The sequence below is a fragment of the Amycolatopsis sp. NBC_00348 genome, assembly GCF_036114655.1.
In the GTDB taxonomy this organism is placed as follows: domain Bacteria; phylum Actinomycetota; class Actinomycetes; order Mycobacteriales; family Pseudonocardiaceae; genus Amycolatopsis.
This window is the reverse complement of sequence record NZ_CP107994.1, coordinates 7,379,028-7,398,265: the sequence shown is the minus strand read 5'-3', so window position 1 is coordinate 7,398,265 and position 19,238 is coordinate 7,379,028. Positions and strand designations below refer to the sequence as shown.

The 19,238-nt window shown below is 66.3% G+C and carries 15 protein-coding genes and 1 pseudogene; 1 reads left to right on the top strand and 15 read right to left on the bottom strand.

Going from position 1 to position 19,238, the window contains the following annotated elements; translation table 11 throughout:
- The 7 genes from OHS58_RS32410 to OHS58_RS32380 form a co-directional block, all read right to left on the bottom strand.
- Positions 1-723, bottom strand: a complete 723-nt coding sequence (locus OHS58_RS32410; RefSeq protein WP_328645025.1) for an ESX secretion-associated protein EspG — start codon at positions 721-723, stop codon at positions 1-3.
- Between the two features lie 33 nt (positions 724-756).
- Complete coding sequence (locus tag OHS58_RS32405; RefSeq protein WP_328645024.1) at positions 757-2,016, bottom strand: ComEA family DNA-binding protein; 1,260 nt, start codon at positions 2,014-2,016, stop codon at positions 757-759.
- On the bottom strand, positions 2,013-2,456 hold the full coding sequence (locus OHS58_RS32400; RefSeq protein ID WP_328645023.1) for a hypothetical protein: 444 nt from the start codon (positions 2,454-2,456) through the stop codon (positions 2,013-2,015). The genes OHS58_RS32405 and OHS58_RS32400 overlap by 4 nt, the downstream gene beginning before the upstream one ends.
- Positions 2,453-3,028: a 4Fe-4S single cluster domain-containing protein gene (locus tag OHS58_RS32395; protein WP_328645022.1), complete on the bottom strand. Its 576-nt coding sequence runs from the start codon at positions 3,026-3,028 to the stop codon at positions 2,453-2,455. The genes OHS58_RS32400 and OHS58_RS32395 overlap by 4 nt, the downstream gene beginning before the upstream one ends.
- The gene (locus OHS58_RS32390) at positions 3,016-3,219 is read right to left on the bottom strand and encodes a DUF2997 domain-containing protein (protein WP_328645021.1); all 204 of its coding nucleotides are present in this window, start codon (positions 3,217-3,219) and stop codon (positions 3,016-3,018) included. The genes OHS58_RS32395 and OHS58_RS32390 overlap by 13 nt, the downstream gene beginning before the upstream one ends.
- 8 nt (positions 3,220-3,227) lie before the next feature.
- Positions 3,228-4,856 carry an AAA family ATPase gene (locus OHS58_RS32385; RefSeq protein WP_328645020.1) on the bottom strand — a complete coding sequence of 543 codons (1,629 nt, stop codon included), beginning with the start codon at positions 4,854-4,856 and terminating at the stop codon, positions 3,228-3,230.
- An 84-nt stretch (positions 4,857-4,940) separates the two neighbouring features.
- The gene (locus OHS58_RS32380; RefSeq protein ID WP_326957293.1) at positions 4,941-5,402 is read right to left on the bottom strand and encodes a VOC family protein; all 462 of its coding nucleotides are present in this window, start codon (positions 5,400-5,402) and stop codon (positions 4,941-4,943) included.
- Positions 5,403-5,492: 90 nt separating this feature from the next.
- On the opposite strand from OHS58_RS32380, the pseudogene OHS58_RS32375 reads away from it, so the two are divergent.
- Positions 5,493-6,203, top strand: a pseudogene (locus OHS58_RS32375) (AMP-binding protein); the annotation flags it as partial.
- A 608-nt stretch (positions 6,204-6,811) separates the two neighbouring features.
- Here OHS58_RS32375 and OHS58_RS32370 read toward each other — a convergent pair.
- From OHS58_RS32370 to OHS58_RS32335, 8 genes are all read right to left on the bottom strand, one after another.
- A complete protein-coding gene (locus OHS58_RS32370) occupies positions 6,812-7,453 on the bottom strand; it encodes a hypothetical protein (protein WP_328645019.1) in 642 nt (213 codons plus the stop codon).
- Positions 7,450-7,674 carry a hypothetical protein gene (locus OHS58_RS32365; RefSeq protein ID WP_328645018.1) on the bottom strand — a complete coding sequence of 75 codons (225 nt, stop codon included), beginning with the start codon at positions 7,672-7,674 and terminating at the stop codon, positions 7,450-7,452. Before OHS58_RS32365 ends, OHS58_RS32370 begins: the two co-directional genes overlap by 4 nt.
- Positions 7,675-8,168: 494 nt before the next feature.
- Positions 8,169-9,164, bottom strand: coding sequence for a hypothetical protein (locus OHS58_RS32360; RefSeq protein WP_328645017.1), 996 nt, complete (start codon positions 9,162-9,164; stop codon positions 8,169-8,171).
- Between the two features lie 197 nt (positions 9,165-9,361).
- Positions 9,362-9,592, bottom strand: coding sequence for a hypothetical protein (locus tag OHS58_RS32355; RefSeq protein WP_328645016.1), 231 nt, complete (start codon positions 9,590-9,592; stop codon positions 9,362-9,364).
- A gap of 232 nt (positions 9,593-9,824) precedes the next feature.
- Entirely contained in the window at positions 9,825-12,902 is a 3,078-nt protein-coding gene (locus tag OHS58_RS32350) for a type III restriction-modification system endonuclease (protein ID WP_328645015.1), read from the bottom strand.
- A gap of 4 nt (positions 12,903-12,906) precedes the next feature.
- A complete protein-coding gene (locus OHS58_RS32345) occupies positions 12,907-14,865 on the bottom strand; it encodes a site-specific DNA-methyltransferase (protein WP_328645014.1) in 1,959 nt (652 codons plus the stop codon).
- A gap of 2 nt (positions 14,866-14,867) precedes the next feature.
- Positions 14,868-15,581 (bottom strand): DUF4391 domain-containing protein, encoded by a 714-nt coding sequence (locus OHS58_RS32340; protein ID WP_328645013.1) that lies wholly within the window; start codon positions 15,579-15,581, stop codon positions 14,868-14,870.
- The gene (locus OHS58_RS32335; protein ID WP_328645012.1) at positions 15,574-18,843 is read right to left on the bottom strand and encodes a helicase-related protein; all 3,270 of its coding nucleotides are present in this window, start codon (positions 18,841-18,843) and stop codon (positions 15,574-15,576) included. Before OHS58_RS32335 ends, OHS58_RS32340 begins: the two co-directional genes overlap by 8 nt.
- Positions 18,844-19,238: the final 395 nt, after the last annotated feature.

Genomic DNA, 19,238 nt, shown 5'->3' with positions numbered 1-19,238 from the left:
TCACCGGCCCGTGGTCTCCGCTATCCGCTCGTGCAGCCACGCCCTCAGGTGACCGCCGTCCGAGGGGACGAACCGCAGGCGGGTTTCGTCGCCCGGCAAGGGCTCGGTGAACGTCAAGTACCGGCCGCCGTCCGAATCGAGGAACGTGACCGTTCCCGCGGGGCGCAGGACGGACTGGCCGTGGCGGGTGGACAACTCGAACGTGCCGTGGCGGTGTGGGGGCCACGTTGCGAACGGTGCCAGTGCGTCCCTGTCCCGCGTGCTCGGTGCCTGGCCCGTGCGCTGGGTGATCGTCACCGGCGGCAAGGGGACCGGGCCGTATCTGGGGAGGATGCCGATCAGGGCGTCGACCAGGTGGTCCGGGCGGATCTGGACGAAGTTGACGCCGCCGGTGACCAGTTCCGAGTAGACGCCCAGGCCGTGGCCGATCGTTGCTCGGTACAGGACCTGCCTGCCGTCCGCTATCTCCGCCGCTCGGACGATGATCAGGATCTCCGGCTGGGTCCACGAGCGCAGCGTCTGCTCGACCTCGATGTCCAGCTTGTCCGGGCCCGCCAGCCCACGAGCGCGGAGGGCGTCCCACGAAGCCGCCGCCAGACGGGCGTTTTCCTCGAGGGTGTGGCCGGCGCTGCGGATCTCGAACGGGTGCCAGTTCGCCGGGAGACCGGTTCGCCGGACCGCGACGTCGACCTCGTTCAGCCCCAGGGCGAATTCCTCCGGCACGATGCCGAGCGTAGCGGAACCGCCACCGGGCGCTCAGATGTCCAGCTGCCGCACGCCCGTCTCGCGCTGCGCGACGCCGACTGCCTGACCCGCCGTCGCGCGCCCCCGCAGCCGGACTATCTCGTGCGGCTGCAGCCCCACCGCCACGCCGAACGCCTCGACGTCCGCGAAACCGCCCTGACGCCGGCGCAGCTCCAGCGCCTCGTTCACCCGTTCCGGCGTCATCCCCGGCAAGCGAGCCAGGTCTGACGGAGTCGCCGCATTGACGTCCACGAGAGCCGAAGCAACCGGAAGCGGAGCAGAAACCGGAGCAGACACAGGAGCAGGCGGTGGCGCCAGAGCCGGCGCATCGACCGGCACGTACGTCTCGACGATGTCGTTCTGCCGCACCTCGCACGTCGCCAGCCCCAGGGTGAACACGCCCGTCCCGGCCGCCGTGCGCATCGCGACGCCGCCCCTCGCCACCGACAGGATCCGCAGGTCGGTCGCGACGACCGTGCTGCGCTCGTTGAACGTCGTGCCCACCGGGCGCAGCAGCCGCGCCCGCGTGCCGACCGTCAGCAGGTTGTTCGTCCGCGCCTCCGGCACCTCGACCGCGGCCACGACCGAGCCGGTGTCCAGATCGCTGACGCCGTGGACGTGCGCGGTGCCTTCGCGACGTTCCAGGTAGTCGTGAGACGGCTCTTCGTACGCCGTCAGCGCGTCGCCGGCCATCGGCGGTACGTCGCACTGGAAGCCCAGCAGCACCGTGCCCACCTGGCCGGCCGGCAGCTCCGGCAGTGGCCCGGCCGGGCCGAACAGGCCCAGCACCCGCATCGGCTGGCCGACGGGACGCCCACCGCGGAACAGCCCGGTCAGCGCGCCGAACCGCAGTACGCCACGGTCCGGGCGAACCTGCACGTGGAAGCCGGTCAGCTGGTCGTACGCCGGCGCGAGCACCGCGGCGACGCTCGCGTGCCGGCTCGTGTCCGGCCCGATCGTGTCGTCGGTGTACAGCTCCAGGGCGTCGCCGGGCCCCAGGTCGGTGCGTCCGACGGCGACGAAGACGTCCTTCAGGAACCCCGCGTCGGTCACCGGTTCGACGTCGCTGGAGAAGAACTTCTTCCGCACCATGATCCCGAGGCGCAGGTTGTCCGCGAGGATCCGGTCGGCCCGCTTCAGCCGCGCGCGGGCGCCGCGGACCGCCCGGCCCGCGCTCACCTGGCCGCCGGGCAGCTCGCCGAGGCCGGGCAGGGCGACGCTGGCGTTGAGCGCCTTGCCGAACTCGATCAGCCCGACCCTGACCTCGGTCACGACGTGGCGGCCAGCGTGACGCTGATCGACTGGTCGGCGTTGGTCCGCTCCGACTCGACGCGCATGCCCGACCGCGCCGCGCGCTCCTTCAGCCGCGTGAGCACCGCGCGCTGCACCTCGGCGCCGTACGCCTCGTCGACGGACAGCACGAGCCGCTCGGCCTCGGCGGGCGTCAAACCAGGACCGTCGACGTGCGCCACCTGGACGCCGTCCGGGCCGTAGCCGAACGCGATCCGCCGCCCCTCCCACGCGCCGGCGACGGTGGTGCCGTCGTCGGTGACCTGGGCGCGCAGCCCGGACAGCGCGCGGGCGAGCAGGTCGCGGTGCCGCATCCGGGTCTGCACGACGACGACGCCGGGCTGCGCCTGCGCGTGCGCGGCGACGGTGGCGGCGTTGAGCTGGGCCAGCGCTTCGCTGCGCAGCTTGAGCGTGACGCTCATCGGTGATCCCCTTCGAGCAGCGCTTCGAGTACTTCGGTGGTGGCGAAGCCGTTCAGTTCCACGGATCCGTCGGTGGCGATCCGCAGTTCGAGCCGGTTCGGCGTGGTGAAGATCGACTCGTCGTACCGATCGGTCAGGAAGTGGAACCGCTGGTTCACCGAGCCGACCCATGGCCGTGACGTCTCCGGCCGGTCGGCCAGATAAGGCCCGTCCACCAGCAGATCCGTCGCCTCGAGCAGCTTCGACGGTGGCAGGTCTTCCAGCACACGCCCGGTGAATGTCATCACCGAAAGCCCTGCCGAGCGCACTGCTGAAGCGAACGCGCCCAAGGGTTCCGGCTGGTCGAACGGCTCGCCGCCGAGCAGCGTGACGCCTTCGATGCCGTCGATCGCCAGCACACGCGAAACCAGCTCCTGCCAAGGCAACAGCGTGCCGCCGCGGGTCGTCCACGTCTGCGGGTTGAAGCAGCCGGGGCAGCGCACCGAGCAGCCCTGCGTCCACACCGCGCACCGCAGGCCGGGCCCTTCGGCGGCGGTGACGTCGACGATCCGGTGCAGGTTCAGGAGTTCCATTGTGTCTGCTGCTGCGATGCGGTGTTCTCCGTCTGGGCGGACGTGCGCCGGTAGTCCTCGGTGAACTCCGACGTCTCCGTCTCCGCGCCGAGCAGGTCCTCCAGCAGCGGGATGTAGTCGAGGCACTTCGAGCCGGTCACGCCGTGCGTTTCGGCGCTGATCGAGCCGTCCTTGGCGATGGTCACGGTCACCCGGTGCGTCATACGTCGATCGCCCTTCCCCTTGATGGTTCCGGTCGTGGCGCCACCGGTTCCGGCACCGCGGCGGTGTGATCGGCGTCGTTGTCCGTGGCGGCCACCGCGCGGGTCTCCGCCCACTGCCGGATGGCCAGGATCTCGTCGGCCTGCGTGACCGACAGCGGCACGGTGGACTTCACCGCCCGCACCAGGTCGTCCCGGCGCAGCGGGCGCTTCTCGGCGAACGCGTCGACGAGCCCGGACAGCACGGCCTGCTCGATCTCCGCGCCGCTGTAGCCCGCGCTGACGTCGGCGAGCTCGGCGTACAACGCGTCGTCCACCTTCAGCTCACTGCGCACGAAGTCGTCGGTGACGCGCTTGTTCAGGTGGATCCGCCAGATCGCGGTGCGCTCCGGCGTCGAGGGCAGGTCGACGAAGAAGATCTCGTCGAACCGGCCCTTGCGGAGGAACTCCGGGGGCAGCGAGTCGACCTGGTTCGCCGTCGCCATCACGAACACCGGCGCCGTCTTCTCCTGCATCCAGGACAGGAACGTGCCGAACACGCGCCGCGCGGTACCGCCGTCGCCACCGCCGCCCGCGCCGGCGAGGCCCTTCTCGATCTCGTCGACCCACAGCACGCAGGGCGCGATGCCCTCGGCGGTGCGGATGACCGTGCGCATGTTCTTTTCGCTGGAGCCGACCAGGCCGGCGAAGACCCGGCCCAGGTCCAGGCGCAGCAGCGGCAGCCGCCACATGTTCGCGACGCACACCGCGGACAGGCTCTTGCCGCAGCCGGGCACGCCGGACAGCAGCAGCCCCTTCGGCGCGGCCAGGTTGTACGCGGCCGCGGCGGGCGTCCAGGTGCCGGTGCGCTTGGTCAGCCAGCGCTTGAGCTGGTCGAGGCCGCCGACGGCGTCGAAGCCCGTGTCGGCCGGGACGATGTCGAGCATCCCGGACCGGCGCACGGCCTGGCGTTTCTCGGCGAGGATCAGCTCGAGGTCGCTGGGGTCCAGGCCGCCGCCCTCGACCAGCGCCCTGGCGAACGCGTTCTCGGCTTCCGGCAGCGTCAGCCCGCGCGCGGCGGCGACGATCATGTCGCGGTCGTCCCGGTCGATGCTGATCCGGACGTGCTGGCGGTGCGCGGCGACCATGCCGTCGAGCAGCTCGCCGATCTGCTGCCGGTCGGGCAGCGGGAACTCGACGACCGTGGCGTCGTGCTCCAGCTCCGGCGGCACGGGCAGCGACGGCGACACGAGGATCAGGCTCAGCGGCACCGGCCGGGTCTTGAACGCGGCCGCCAGCTCGCGCAACCGCCGTACGACCTCGGGGTCGGGCCGGTGCCCGCCCTCGGAAACCAGCGACGGGTGCAGGTCGGCGAAGACGAACACGGCGGGCTCACCCCAGCCGTAGACGCGCTCCAGCGCGGCGGACGCGGTGCGCGTGTCGGCGATCGGCGGGCCGCCCGCCGGGGCCAGCCCGGTGGTCGACGACCAGACGTACACCCGCCGCGGCGTGCGCAGCCGGGCGCTGTCCTCCGCGACCGCGCGGATCTCCCGGACCACCCGCTGCTCTTCGTGCGTTTCGACGACCAGCAGCGGGTAGCGCGCCTGCAGCAGCTGGGTCAGCTCGTCGCGAAACCCCTGGCCGGTCATCGATCGCCCCCTCGATTCGGGTCCGGATGCTACCAGCGGCCCGGGCCCGGAGCGGATCATCCGCCGAATCCGTCTACTGTGGACTCACTTGCCGAGCCACGTGCTGCCGAGGTCGGTGTGCGCCGGGTCCATGTCGATCGACGCGGGGTCGTCCGGCAGCCGCGTGTACAGCCGGATCGCCAGGCCGTCCGGGGTGCGCAGGTCGACGAGGTGACCGGCGAAGCCGGCCAGGACGGGCGAGTGCGCCACGCCGGCGGCGTCGAAGTGCCGGACCCAGTCCTCGAGCGCGGCGCGGTCGGCCACGGCGAACGTGACCGGGTCGTACCCCGCGGTCGCCGCGGCCGCCTCCGGCCACTGCCGGAGTTCGACGGGGACGTCGAGACCCGGCAGCCGCACGATCACCCCGAACAGGACGCCGTCGTGGTCGCGGTGGTCGAAGCCCGGCAGGCGTTCCGCGCCCAGCGCGGTGCGGAACCAGGCGAGCGTCGCGGCCAGGTCGGCCGCCGGAAACTTCAGGTGGTGGACGCCGGTGAGGGTCGGGCTCATGTCTTCGAGCGTAGGAGGCGACGGCGTTGGCGCACTGAGCTGGGGTTTCCTAGACTGCGGTCGCAGTCACCGCAGACTTCAGGAGGCACCATGCCTGACGCGCCCGCCCGGCCGAGCTACGCCTCGGGGATCTCCGAGGTCCCGCTGCTCGGGGACACCATCGGCGACAACTTCGATCGGACGGTGGCGGCGCACGGCGACCGGGACGCCCTGGTCGACCGGTTCGCCGGCCGCCGGTGGACCTACCGCGAGCTGGCCGCCGAGGTGAACGCGCTGGCGCTGGGCCTGGTGGCGCAGGGCATCGGCAAGGGCGACCGGGTCGGCATCTGGTCGCCGAACCGGGCCGAGTGGACGTTCCTGCAGTACGCGACGGCCAAGATCGGCGCGATCCTGGTCAACATCAACCCGGCCTACCGGTCGCACGAGCTGGAGTACGTGCTCAACCAGGCCGGGATCCGCCTGCTGGTGGCGTCCGACAAGTTCAAGACGTCCGACTACCCCGCGATGGTCGAGGAAGTGCGCGAGAAGTGCGCGCGGCTGGAGCACGTCGTGCTGCTCGGCGGCGAGAGCTGGCAGGCGCTGATGGACGCCGGCCGGCGGGGCGACCCGGCCGCGCTGGCCGAGAAGCAGGCCGCGCTCTCGGCCGACGACCCGATCAACATCCAGTACACGTCGGGCACGACCGGCTTCCCGAAGGGCGCCACCCTCAGCCACCACAACATCCTCAACAACGGCTACTTCGTCGGCGAGCTCTGCAACTACACCGAACAGGACAAAGTCTGCATCCCGGTGCCCTTCTACCAGTGAAGTCGCAGGTTCAAGTGGAGTGTTAGCTCCGTTTATCCTCGCAGATGCGATATCAAGGTCCCAGGCGTTGGCCTATTGCGAACTTGTAGGCGCTGCCTGAGCGGTGAATAAGCGCGAACGCGGAGATGTGTCGATCTCGATGACTGAGGCGGTACCGCTAGGACGGATGACGACGTCGAGCCCGCGAAGGGCGGGTTCGCCTCCTCTGAGTTCACAGCCCAGCAGGCGGGGTGGAGACCGGGCGAAGGACGCGGACGCCGGTCCGGGCGGGGAGACAGGGTGCGTGCAACTGGGCAACGGCACTCGCGTCACCCTGGATATCGACGCCAGGCTGAAGGCGCCGGGTACCTCGGCACACCGGGAACTCCGGGACAGTCGTCCAGCGGTAGGCATGGTCCGCGGGCCTGGACCGGTGCGGACTTTGGCTGGTTGCCGGCCCAGCCCTGCTGTTCCTCGGTGGCGGCGGACTGGGGCTGTGGCTCTCGCGGCGGCGTCGCCCGGGCAGCAGTGAGTAGCCGGCTGACCGAATGAAACCCGCCTCCGGGCCGGTGTGGACGCCCCGTCCGACACCTGGCCCGGAGGCCTACTTCTTTCCGGGCTTTCTAGGCGACCGACGCACGCTCACCCGGCTGAAGGGTTTCGTCGCCGGCGATCCCGGCCAGGATCACCCGCTCCGTCGCCGCGAGTTCCCCCAGGAGCGCATCGAGCATCGGGCTCGCGGCGCCGCTGTGGAGCCGGGTGACTTCGTTCCTGCGGGCGGCGACGTGGGCGAGAAGCCGCTTCGCGAGCCGGTCTTCGGAGTCGTCGGACACCCGGCGCTCGATCAGCAGGCGGAACCGGTTCACGAAATCCTCGACCCGGTCGTAGTCGACATCGGCCTCCCCGCAGGTCTTTTCCTCCAAGATCGTCACGATCACCGACAGGAGGCGCTCGTTCAGCTGTGGCGGGAGCCGGCCGGCCTTGAACCAGTTGTCGAACGTCTTGCGGACGCTGTCCGGCGCATCGCAGATCTCGAGCACCGCTTCGTAGACACCCCGGTATAACAGGGTCTTGTTGTTCGGGTTCCAGGCCGCGCGCAGCATGTTCGTCGACCACTCGCTGGTGCTCGCGATGAACTCGACGCGCCAAAGGAACTTCTCAGGCTCGAGCTTCGCCAGCTGCCGGTGCAGCCGGACGGCCAGGTGCTCCGCCTCGGCTTTCTTCGACTCCCGGAGCTCCTCGCTCGTCGGCGCTGCAGTACTCATGCCGCACGCTCCGGAAGCGTCGACCCGTCCTCGGGGCCACCGCGGCCGAAGGCCAGCGCGAGCAGGCCGCCGACGATCGGACCGGCGAGCGCGGCGGGCGTTCCCTGTACGACGAGCACGACGAGGGCGATGACAGCGACTGTGAACACGGCCGCCTGAAGCGCGGCCGCCGCGCCGCAAGCGCGACGCGGGGGCCGGGGCGGCGTCAGCCACCACAACATGGTTCTTCTCCTTCACTTGCGGGAATTGCTCCCCGGCGTTGTCGGGCTACGGTGACCGCCGTGGCCGTACGCTCGGGGAGCTGCTGGGAACAGCCAAGCAGAAGGCTTACGAGCCGTGCGCGCGAAAGGGTGCCCGGTTCTGCCCGGCGGTCGGTTTCCGCAGGTTGAGCGGCTTTGACTGACCGCGATCGTGAGGCGTACGTCACGTTCACCAGGTTCGCGGTCACCTGCCCGCTGACCTGCGGAGTTGTCTCGCCGCCCCGGGCGCGGCTGCGAAACCGGCGGTGTCGGCGTACCCAGCACTACCCGAGTGGGTAGCCGGTGTGGTTGCCAACTGTCCGTCGGTCAGTAGCCTGCTTTTGACTCTTAAGAGTTATTCGCTGAGAGTCACTCTCGTCGCTTGTTCACTTGCGGACGACACGAGAACCGGTGTGGCGCGTCGGCACCTCCTGTGACCGCGGGACGGCGCCCCGCACCGGTCCCCGCCGGGGTATTCAGACGTCGCGGTAGCGCTCCGTCACCACGAACGACGTGCCGGCCAGTTTGGTCCCGACGGGTGTCGCGGCCCAGGCCCGAAGCTGTTTCGTGTCCCCGCCGCTGACGTCGAGGAGCTCGACGATCTCCGAGACGGCGGGGGGAGTCGGCCTCGTGCACTGGAGAATCTGGTCACCGCGCGCGGAATGGGGATCGGCGGGATCGAGCTCCCACCAGCCGAGGTCGACAGTCCAGCAGTCGCGGTAGTGCTCGCCGTCGGGAAGCGGCGCCTGCACGTCAAGGAAGTAGCGGCCGGGTCCGAACGGATCCGGATCGTCGGTGATGTTCAGCTCCTCCATGACCAGCCACGCCTCCGGATTCGCGCACCGGGTGTGCGCGTCGATCAGCAACCGCATGCCGGCCACGCTCTCCGCGAGCGCCGTCTCGGACATTCCCTTCTCGAGGCGGTCGAGGCTGCTGCGGGCATCGTCGCCGAGGTCGGCCAACCCGCCTTCGAACAGCACGAAGGGAAGGCTGGAGTCCCAGGTGCGTAGGTCTTCCTCGGCAGGTCGCTCGACCGCGTCCGTGTATTCGGCCAGCGCGTGGTGCAGGTCCCGCGCTTCCTTTTCGAGCTCGGCCGTGATGGCGGTGCGGACGGGAGCCGGCAGGCTCGCCACGGCGCGGTCCAAATCGGTCAGCGCTCGGTGGAGCAGCAGCTTGACGTGCTCATACCACAGGCTGTGGTTGCCTTCGAGCAGCGCGGGCCGAGCGTCGCGGTCGGTCAGGACAGTCAGGTGCTCGCGCGGGTAGCGTTCGATGCGGCGCTCCCGACGGTCCCAGACGCTCAAGGGGACGGTGGCACAGGCGGAGATCCGGTTGAGCGCGTCGACGAGGCGGGTAGCGGTTGTCGTGTCCTCGACGCTAGTGACGGTCGACGACACCACCCCGGCCGAAGCGCGGTAAGCGGCGAGTACCTGGACCTTTCCGCGGTTCGGGTGCTGCGAGTAGATGGTCATGGGTATCCCTTCGGCCGACGTCCCGACCAGGACGCCGAAGAGCGCAGTGACGCTGTGGTGAAGGTGGTGGCGCAGGCGCAGTCCCGCGCTCCATACCCGGAGGAAGTTCGGCGGTGGCCCAGGTTCGGTCCCGGGCTCCTTGCCGCCGGTAACCGTACCCGAGTCACCGCCGCCGTGCCAGCGCCCGTCGTCGCGGCTCAAACCGCCTGGAAGTCCCTCGCCGTGCCCTCGCTGAACCGCGTCACCGTCGTCGCGATCAGGTCCAGGCGCGGTCGATATTCGGCCGGAGTGGCGTGGGCGTGCAGCACGGCCAGAACCGGTACCGGCCCATACTGATCGACGGGTCCGGCGGTCAGGGCCGCGTCGCCGGTGACCTTGCCGAGCGGGCCGCACACCAGGTCTTGGGCGGAGTCGACGGGGATGCGCACTCCGGCCCAGCGCTGGAGTGCCAGCGGTCCCAGTTGCTGACCTGAGCCGTTGATGTCGTATGGGCCGCCGTAGGTCGCGCCGGCGGTAGTGCCGGCCGTCGCCGGTAGCCGTCGCGACGACGTCGGACGGGGCGGCCGTTGCCCAGTCGGCGAGGCTGATCGTCAAAGCTCCGCGCTTGCCCTGTCCAGCCGGGCCGAAACCGGTAGTCAATCCCGAGGAACTTGCCCCCAGCTACGCCCCCACGAGCTGGAGCAGGTTCTCGAACGTGTCGACCACGTCGTAGGTGACGTTCTCGGTGCCTGCCTTCTCGTTGAGCGACCTGAAGAACTTCCGAGCGCACTCTATCTTTGCTTCCTCGATTCCCTTGAGCTGGAGCGTGGACATCGTGCCCTTGGTCTCGGCGACGAAGTAGACGTGCTTGACCTTGTCATTGCGGAAGGCGATCGCCCAGTCCGGGTTGTAGTCGCCGACCGGGGTCGGGATGAAGAATCCGCGCGGCAGTTTGGAGTAGACGACGACCTCGTCGCTGACGTCGAGCTTCTCGACGAACAACCGCTCGACCTTCGAGTCGGTGACCACGTACTCGTAGACGCTCTTCTTGAGCTTGTCGCCGGCCTTCGACAGGTCTTGCGCGGTCTGATTCTCGGTGAAGATCGAGGAGTCGTAGCGGCCATCGAGCGGGTCGTAGCTGAGGTGCTCGACGATCACCGTGGCCTTCTGCTCGTTGATGAGCCGGGCGGCCTCGGTGATGAACTGCTCGGGGTTCTGCTTGAACTTCGCGAATGTGCCGGGGTTGATGCCCGTAAGGATTGCCGCGCAGGTCCGGCGGGTGATCTGGGTCTTCTCCGCCATTTCGCCGAGCAGGTCGTACTTCACTGTGGAGCCCGCCGAGACGGCTGAGTGCTCGACCTTCGTCTCCGACACCTTGAACCCGGTTCCTGCTTCGAGCTGCTCGACTTCAAGTCCTACTACCTGCTTGCCGGTCTCGACGAGGTACTGCATGACTGTCACGTTGAGCGACTTGTCGAGCGTGTGGATGCAGTTCTTGATCAGCTCGGAGGAGTCGAACTCAACCTGGTAGACGGCCTTGTGGTTGATGCGGCCCCACAGCTCTTGGAACTCGCGTTTCTTGAAGTTCGCCTCGTTAAGCGGGATCTTCTTCGGTTTGCGACCGTCGGTCGGCTTGGGCACGTCGAGGTACAGCGCATCGACGAGCGGCCACATGAAGTCGATGACCGGCTTGAGTACTTCGGCCGTGGGTGCGACGAGCGTTCCGTCGGCGCGGGCGTCCCTGTACGCCTGCGTCACCAGGTAGTCGTCGTCGATGTAGTTGTTACGGATCAGGTGGTTGTAGAGCGCCTGCGCGAGCGACTTCTCCAGCACGCCAGTGGAGCCGTCGGCGAGCTTGATTTGCTTGCCGATGAAGTAGTCAACGGTCGCCCTGCGGGGGCGGGCCGACAGCGACTCGATGATCTCTTTCTGCAGGGCGGCGACGAAGTCGGTGTACGACTCGTCGGTGACGACGGTTAGCTCGTTGATGTCGTGGACGGTGACGTGGTTGTCCATCCGCTCGCCGTGCTGGTCGACCGACAGGCGCAGGCCTCGGCCGATTTCCTGTCGCCGCGTGGTGGTGTTGTCGCTCTTCTTGAGCATGCCCATGACGAACACATTCGGGTTGTCCCAGCCCTCGCGCAGCGCCGAGTGCGACCAGATGAACCGGACCGGCTCCTCGAACGACAGAAGCCGCTCCTTGTCCTTGAGGATCAGGTCGTAGGCATCGACGTCGTCCGACTGGCCAGCGAAGTCGCCACGCGCGGCGATCTTGCCGTCGATGGAGTGGCCGGTCTTCTTATCGATCGAGAAGTAACCCTCGTGCGTCGACCGCACCGGGATCGCCTCGACATGCGCGCGGTACCGCTCGGCGGCCTCGTCAAAGTCGAGCTGACCTAGGTAGTCAGCGAGCACCGCCTCGTATTCCTCCTCGAACACGCAGGCGTACTCGCCCAGCGTGTCCGCGCGGTCGTAGTCGCGGTATTTGGCGACCTCGTCGATGAAGAACAGCGACAGCACCTTGATGCCTTGCGCGAACAGCTCGCGCTCTTTATCGAGGTGGGCGCGGATGACTTCCCGGATCTGGATGCGGCGTTTCGCGTCGTCGGTCACATCCTGGGTGATCTCGCCAGCCCTGATGATGTCGCCGTTGCTCAGCTCGATGATGTCGCGGTTCGCATCGACATCCCGGATGAACAGGCCCCTGTACGCCTCGATACGGCCGGAGATGTCGTGCAGATTCATGCCCTGGCTCAGCCGCTTCACCTGCCGCCTGATGCCCTGGGCGGTCTGCACTTCCAGTTCGACCCGAGCCTTCGGGAAGTCCGTACCTTTGCCGACCTCCAGCCCGTCGACATACAGGTAGGCGGTGCTGCCGGCAAGGTGCTTGACCGTGATGCCGCGCACTGCGATCTTCTTCACCAGCTTCTGGCTGTACGCATCCACGGCGTCCAGGCGGTGAACCTTGGTGCGCTCGATCTTGTGGGTCGCCGAGTAGCGCAAAGCGAACAGCGCCTTGAATAACCCGAGCGCCTCCAGCGATTTCGACGGCTTCTTTCCATCGCCCTCGATCTTCTGCGGCTCATCGATGATCAGAATCGGACGGTTCGCCGCGATCACGTCGATCGGCCTTCGTGACTGGAAGTCGTCGAGCACCTCGTAGATGCGGCGGGCGTCCTTGCCGGTGGCGTTGAACGCCTGGATGTTGATGATCATCACCTGCACGCCCGAGTCGGAGGAGAATCGCTCCAGCTCGTGCAGCCGCGAGGAGTTGTAGACGAACGTGCGAGGCTTGGTGCCGTAGATCTGCTGGAAGTGCTCGGCAGTGATGTCGAAGGACTTCTTCACGCCCTCGCGGATCGCAACCGACGGCACGACCACGATGTACTTCGACCACCCGTACCGCTTGTGCAGCTCCATGATCGTCTTGATGTACACGTAGGTCTTGCCCGTACCGGTTTCCATCTCGACGTCGAGATTGATTGGGGTCGCTGACTTCTTGACGGGGTCCTTGAGGTCCTTCGACTGCTCCAGCCCGCGCGCCTGTTGCACCCGGTGCACGTTCGCCAGTAGCTGCGGGGGCGTCAGAGCGATCTCCGCGTTGCGCAGACCGGCGTCCTCCAGCAAGGTTTGCGCAGCGTCCTTGCCGGGGTCGATGCGGTACTTCACGCCGTCGGCGTACGGCTGCCCGGTGAATACGTCAACAACGGCATCGACGGCCTCGGTCTGGTACTGCTGGACCTTGAACTGGAGCTTCATCGGGTCAGATCGCCCTTACCTCTGTCTCGGGTGACACCTCGCGGAAGATCTGCTCGGCGTTGATGCGTGCGGCGTCGGTCGCGAACCCCGCGTCCAAGAACACCGCTCGGAGCGGATGCCGCGCCGCGATTGCCCTCACGACCGCGTCGGTCACCTCGTCGGCAAAGCACGCAATCAAAGCGTCACCGGCAACGGACAGCACTCGCCGGGCCCCGACCTCCTCGACCTCGATCGGCTCGGCGAGGTCGAGCCCCCAGTCAAGCAGCACCTGGAAGAGCAAGTCTTCGTCGGTGCGGTTTGGTTTCACGCTCTCGACAGCCTCGGATAGCGCGAGCTGCACCAGGTCGTCCGCGGTCGCGAGCGTGTCAGCCATGTTGGTCGTCGCCACGTGTAGCGATCGGAAGCCGAAGTCGAGATTGGCACCCGGCAGCCCAGTCTCCTGCTTCACTTGTGCGCCGGCGCGGCGTAGGCGCTCACGGGCGATGTCGGCGATGGAATCGTAGTCAGGGTGGTCAACCGCCTCGTCGAGCTGGACGAGGATGTATCGGCGGTGCCCGCCATCTGCCGCATTGAGCTCCATGACGGCGTGGCCAGTCGAGCCAGAGCCGGCGAAGAAATCGAGGATGACTGCGTGCGGGTTGTCTCGGGTGATCGCGCCGATCCACCGTGCCAGGACTGCGGTGTCCTTCGGGTAGTCGAAGACATCGGCGTCCAGCAGGGCATCGAGCTTCTTGGTACCCGGCATGCGTGACTGCGTGAAAGTTGGGTACGGAACGCGATCGCCTTGCTCCGCCAGAAACTTCTTGATGCGTGGCGAGGTTGTCTCATCAGGCCCGAAGAGAACTCGTCCCTGCGCGATCAGTTCGTCCATCGACTCGCGCGAGTAGCGCCAGCCATTTGTCGGCGTCCGGACGGCCTTTCCGGTTTCCGGATGCGCCACCTCGTACATGAGGTTGGGGCGCGGGTTTGGGCTCGTGATGTTGTCCGCTTGGAAGACGCGACCTTCGTCGTCGATCTGGTCGTACCGGAACACGGCCGGTTCCAAGTCGGCCTTGATCGCCTTGACTCCACTGCGAAAGATTGCGGTTGCCTTCGCGGGGTCACCCCCCGACTGCTGCCAGGCACGGCTAGCAACCGCCTCAACTTCGTCTATGCCGGGCTTGGGCTCCTTCCAGCGAGTGTCGAGTGAACGAAGCAGACGCTCATTCTTGGCGTAGATGAGCATGTAGTCCACGCCGCCCGCGGTGTAGCGCGCATCGTTCTTTCCACTGCCTTGCCACGTCACATTCGCGATGAAGTTCTCCGACCCGAGGACCTGGTCGAGGAGCAGGCGGAGGTTCCCGTGCTCGTGGTCGCCGATGGCGACGATCATGACACCGTCGTCGGACAGCAGACTGCGCGCCAGCTTCAGCCGGGAGTACATCATGCCGAGCCAGTCGGAGTGGAAGCGACCGTTCGCCTCGGTGTTTGCGATGAGGCGGTCGCCGGTCTCAGACTTCTGGCTCGAGCGGGTGAGGTAGTCAGTACTCGACTCGGCGAAGTCGTCGTCGTAAACGAAGTCGTTGCCCGTGTTGTACGGAGGGTCGATGTAGATCAGCTTGACCTTGCCGAGGTATGACTCCTGGAGCAGCTTGAGCGCCTCAAGGTTGTCACCCTCGATGAAAAGGTTCCGGGTCGTGTCGAAGTCGACCGACTCGTCGCGGACAGGGCGCAAGGTCTTGGCGATCGGCGCGTTAGCGGCGAAGGCAGCCGCGCGCTTGCCGGGCCAGTCGAGCTGGTAGCGCTCCTGCGGCCCTGCAATGACGTGGTCGGAGAGTTCCTGGCGCAGCAGATCGAAGTCGACGGCGCGCACCGGCTCGCCATTGGAGTCGAGAGTCTCGGTGACGACCGTCGGGAACAGCTCGGCGATGGCGTCGATGTTGCGCTGGGTGAGGTCTCGCGAGTGCATCTTGAGCTTGTCCACTGTCATTCCTTGTTGCTCGGGGTCAGGTCGATCAGCTCGGTGAGCACTGCGGTGCGTTCCTTGATCTGCTTGCGGAGTTCGATCTTGCGGTTGAGTTGTGGTTCGGTGCGCAGCTTCTTGTTCAGTGCGGCGATCTCACGCTCGAGCTTGCGGGCGCGGCTCAGTCTTGCGGTTGACTGTGCCACCGTCTCGCCGACGCGCGTCGCGACCGGTAGTAGCGATGTGAGTATCGCCTCGTATAGGCCCGGCAGATCGAGCGCCGTGGGTAGAGGTCGGCGGGGTGCATCAGAGGGTTGCCAGTCGGTCGTAAAGTACGGTCCGATCTTTGGCACTTTGCCGTCGAGCGCCTTCTGGGCTGCGACCGTGCGCAGACGGTCGTTACTGGCGACTTCGAAGATGATCGGGAAGTGCACAGATCTGTCGATGGCGGCCAGGACGTCGTCGGAGACATCCTCGCCCTTGGTCTCGACGGTGAAGATCTGGATCTCGGGCACCGCAGTCGTGCCGCGCAGCCGGATGGTGTCGTCGGCGAGCTTGTAGGCCCAGGTGATGCGCTGAATGTCATCGATAAATTTTGCGCGCAGCGCGGTGCGGACGTTGCCATGCTCGTAGAACTTTGTCTTCGGGACGGTGCGGCCGAACGCGGCGTTTGCGGGCCAGCGGTACAGGACCGGGGTGGTTTCGGCAGTTTCGACCGCTGGTGAGGCGTCAGTCATTTGTGGGCTCCTCGACGATGGCGAGGAAGGCGGTCAGCTCGAAGTCATCGAGCCCAGCGATGGTCTGTGCGAGCGCAGTCGTGTGGCCGGGGCTGAACAGGCTGTCGACGTCGCGCTCGTCGGTGAGGTCGATCATCGAGCGGATCGCATCGGTGAGCAGGACACTATACGTGCCCATTTCGGTCCCGTCGCGAGTGGCAGCGTTGAAAACGTGGCACACCTCCCATGCGGGCTCGTCACGGTTCCGGCATCCGGCGCGGATCAGGTCGAGCAGGTGCTTGACCTCGGTTTGATCGGCGATCACCTGTCCGTCGTCGTCGAGGTAGACGAGGTAGTGCGGGTGCAGCCTGTTGCCACGATTGAGGTGCTGGTCGGCGTTGATGTTGCGCAGCACGAAGATCGCGCCGGGCTTGAGCCCCTTTTCGGGCTGGGCGGGGACGACCGCGTGCAGTCCCTTCGGGGTGCCGGCCAGGTCGCCGTACTCCTTGAGGTAGCCGAGCAGGTCCATGCGGAAGTCGTTCAGGCCGAGGTCGGTGATCGACACGCCGGTGCGAACGTCTTCGAGTTCGATTACTTCGTCCTGAAGCTTGCGGAGCTGCTCCTTGCGGAATGCGGCATCGCTGGCCTCCGGGGCGAGAATGTTGTCGTCGCCTGTTCCGCCGAGGTTGGCGGCGACCATGCGGTTCTCGACGCGCTCCTTGAGGTTGATGTATTCGTCCAGCGAGATGTCTGGCCAGAAGTTCACAAGCTGGATGCGCTCGTTGGTCGAGCCGATACGGTCGATGCGGCCAAATCGCTGGATGATCCGCACGGGGTTCCAGTGGATGTCGTAGTTGACCAGGAAGTCGCAGTCCTGGAGGTTCTGGCCCTCGCTGATGCAGTCGGTGCCGATTAGTAGGTCGATCTCCGAGTTCTCCTGCGGCATCACCAGGTGGCGCTGCTTCGACTGCGGGGAAAACAGGGTGAGGATCTGCTGGAAGCTATATCCCTTGCCGGCCGTCGTGGACGGGTTTCCCTGTCCGGTGACGAGGGCGCTGTGGTAGCCGTGCTGCTTCAGCGCTGGGGCGAGGCTCTTGTAGAGGTACTCGGCCGTGTCGGCGAACGCGGAAAAGATCAGAATCTTGCGGTTGCCGGGGTTCAGTGGCTGCCGGAACTTGGCGTCGAGCCTCTCGAGCAGCATGCAAAGCTTGGAATCGTGCTCGGGGGTGATGCCGCTGACCGAGTGCAGCAGGTTCTGGATCACCGCTTCGTCGTGGGCGAGATCGCGACTCCACGACGCGACATCCATGTCGGCGAGGTCGATCTGCACCTTCCGGCCGACCGTGCCGCTGGTGGGGAACTCGAAGTCGTCATCGTCGGTGTCGATGTCGGTGAACGCGGAGACGATGTCGGCAATGTTCGCGGCGTGGTTGTCGACAGCTTCGATCGCGTCGGCGACCGTGTGCTCTAGCCGATTCAGGGTCAGGCGGAACGCCTCGATGCTGCTCTCCAGCCGCTTGAGCAGGTTCACCGTCATGAGCTTGCGGATGCCCTGCTCGCGGTTTGCCGCGCCAAGGTTCGAGTTCTCTCCACCCATGTAGTTCTGGCCTGCACCTGCCCCGTAGATCTGCTCGTACTTGTCTCGGCGGCTTTCGAACACGTACGCCAGCGGCGTGTAGACCGCCAGAGTCAGGAGCTGGAGCTGTTCGAAGATCTCGTTGAATGTCGGGGCGCCGGCCAGGTCAGTCAGCGGCGGGCGCAGGGATTCCGGCTTCATCCGCTCAGGGAACGCGCCAATGTCGGCGGTGTCATAGAATGCCTGGATGTGTTTGCGCGAGCGGGCGATGGTCACAGCATCCAGCAACTCGAAGAAGTCGAAGTCCAGCTGGGCGAGGATCGCGTCAGTCGTGCGCTGCTCCGGCGGTAGGCCGGACCACTCGTTGAAGACGCGCTGGGCTTGCCGGAACACCTCCTCGATCGACTGGATGTTGAGTTTCGTGGCCAGCTGTGTCGAATCCCCCTCGTAGGCGAGGGCCAGCTGATTGCGCAGATCGTTGAAGCGGTTGTTGACCGGGGTCGCGGAGAGCATCAACACCTTTGTCTTCACGCCCGCACGGATGACCTTGCGCATCAGCCGCTGGTAGCGGGTCTCCCGCTGGGCGATGATGTCGGCATTGCGGAAGTTGTGTGATTCGTCGATCACGACCAGGTCGTAGTTGCCCCAGTTGACCAGATCCAGCCGCTTGCCCAGGGACTCGCCACTATCGCGCGACAGGTCGGTGTGGGCGAGGACGTCGTAATTGAAGCGGTCTTTCGTGAAGATGTTCGTTGTGTAATTCGAGTTGTAGTTCGTCCAGTTTTCAGTGAGCTTCTTCGGCGCCAGCACGAGTACGGTCTTGTTGCGCAGCTCGTAGTACTTGATCACCGCCAGCGCTGTGAACGTCTTCCCGAGCCCCACGCTGTCGGCGAGAATGCAGCCGTTGTAGGTCTCCAACTTGTTGATCACGCCGGTCGCGGCGTCCTTCTGGAAGTTGTAGAGCGCCTTCCACACCTCGGTGCCCTGGTACCCGGTGCGGTCGTTCGGCAGCACGTCCTCGTTGATGTCTTCGAGGAACTCGTTGAAGAGGTTGTAGAGGATCAGAAAGTACACCCGCTGCGGGGAGTTCTCCGCATACACGGTCGCGATGTGCTCCCGGACCGCCTCGGTCACGTCGTCGAGTTGGTCCGGGTTGTGCCAGATCTGGTCGAAGAGTTGGATGTACTGTCGCGTGGACAGTGGGTCGTCGATCTTGTGCACCATGTTCGACACCGCAGGACCGCGCTCATACCCGAGGTCAGCGGTCGTGAAGCCCTGGAGGGGCGCGTAGGCGGCGGTGTCTTCGACCACGGCGAACGACTGCATCGGCGCGCCTGTGTGGTTCGAGCGGAACGTAACCTTCTGCCGCACCCACTCAGCGCATTCACGCGCGATGGCCCGCTGGGTTAGCTTGTTGCGCAACCGAATCTCGAACTCTGTGCCGTACAGTGCGGCATCCCGGCTTTTGTCGCTCGGGATAAAGAACTGCCGCCTTTCCTGTGCGGGCTTGTCGGTCGCCTTCGTCGTTGTGAACGACGGCGCGGTGAAGATGAACTCAAGCTCCTTGATCGACTGAAGTTCACGCCTCAGTGCTTCGAATGCGAAGATCGAGAACGTGCTCGCCGCGATACGCAGCTTGGAGCCAGGCTTGATCGAAGCCTTTAGATCGTCGCCGAAGAACTCATTGAGGTTGTCGATGATGCGCACTCAGATGTCACCATCCTTCGGCCTAAAACCAGGTGACGATCCGCCGCTATGTATCCGGTTGCCGACAACCTCGCTGGCGTTGAACTTCAAGACCTTGAAGGGAGGGCAAGTCTGTAGTCGCTTGTTGCAACCGGTCATGTAGCGGATTTTCGAGCCGCTTGCCTCGAACACGAAGGGGAACCAGCCGCCCACCGTCGACGACCTCGGTCGAACTTCAGGCGGCATGTGGCAGCCACACATGGCCGCTCGCCGTTCGACGCGGGGCAACGTCGTACCCACCGGCCCGAGCTGTTCCGTCACCTAGCCGTCGCCCCCCCAGCGTCGTTTGTTGAGCGTCAAGAACATCTTCCATTATGGGTGCGACAGCGCCAATCGCCCAGCTTGCCACTCCGGCA

Bases quoted from the DNA above. Each gene is read 5' to 3' on its own strand.
- OHS58_RS32400 (WP_328645023.1), bottom strand. From the start codon at position 2,456: ATGAGCGTCACGCTCAAGCTGCGCAGCGAAGCGCTGGCCCAGCTCAAC.
- OHS58_RS32395 (WP_328645022.1), bottom strand. From the start codon at position 3,028: ATGGAACTCCTGAACCTGCACCGGATCGTCGACGTCACCGCCGCCGAA.
- OHS58_RS32385 (WP_328645020.1), bottom strand. From the start codon at position 4,856: ATGACCGGCCAGGGGTTTCGCGACGAGCTGACCCAGCTGCTGCAGGCG.
- OHS58_RS32380 (WP_326957293.1), bottom strand. From the start codon at position 5,402: ATGAGCCCGACCCTCACCGGCGTCCACCACCTGAAGTTTCCGGCGGCC.
- OHS58_RS32370 (WP_328645019.1), bottom strand. From the start codon at position 7,453: ATGAGTACTGCAGCGCCGACGAGCGAGGAGCTCCGGGAGTCGAAGAAA.
- OHS58_RS32365 (WP_328645018.1), bottom strand. From the start codon at position 7,674: ATGTTGTGGTGGCTGACGCCGCCCCGGCCCCCGCGTCGCGCTTGCGGC.
- OHS58_RS32360 (WP_328645017.1), bottom strand. From the start codon at position 9,164: ATGACCATCTACTCGCAGCACCCGAACCGCGGAAAGGTCCAGGTACTC.
- OHS58_RS32350 (WP_328645015.1), bottom strand. From the start codon at position 12,902: ATGAAGCTCCAGTTCAAGGTCCAGCAGTACCAGACCGAGGCCGTCGAT.
- OHS58_RS32340 (WP_328645013.1), bottom strand. From the start codon at position 15,581: ATGACTGACGCCTCACCAGCGGTCGAAACTGCCGAAACCACCCCGGTC.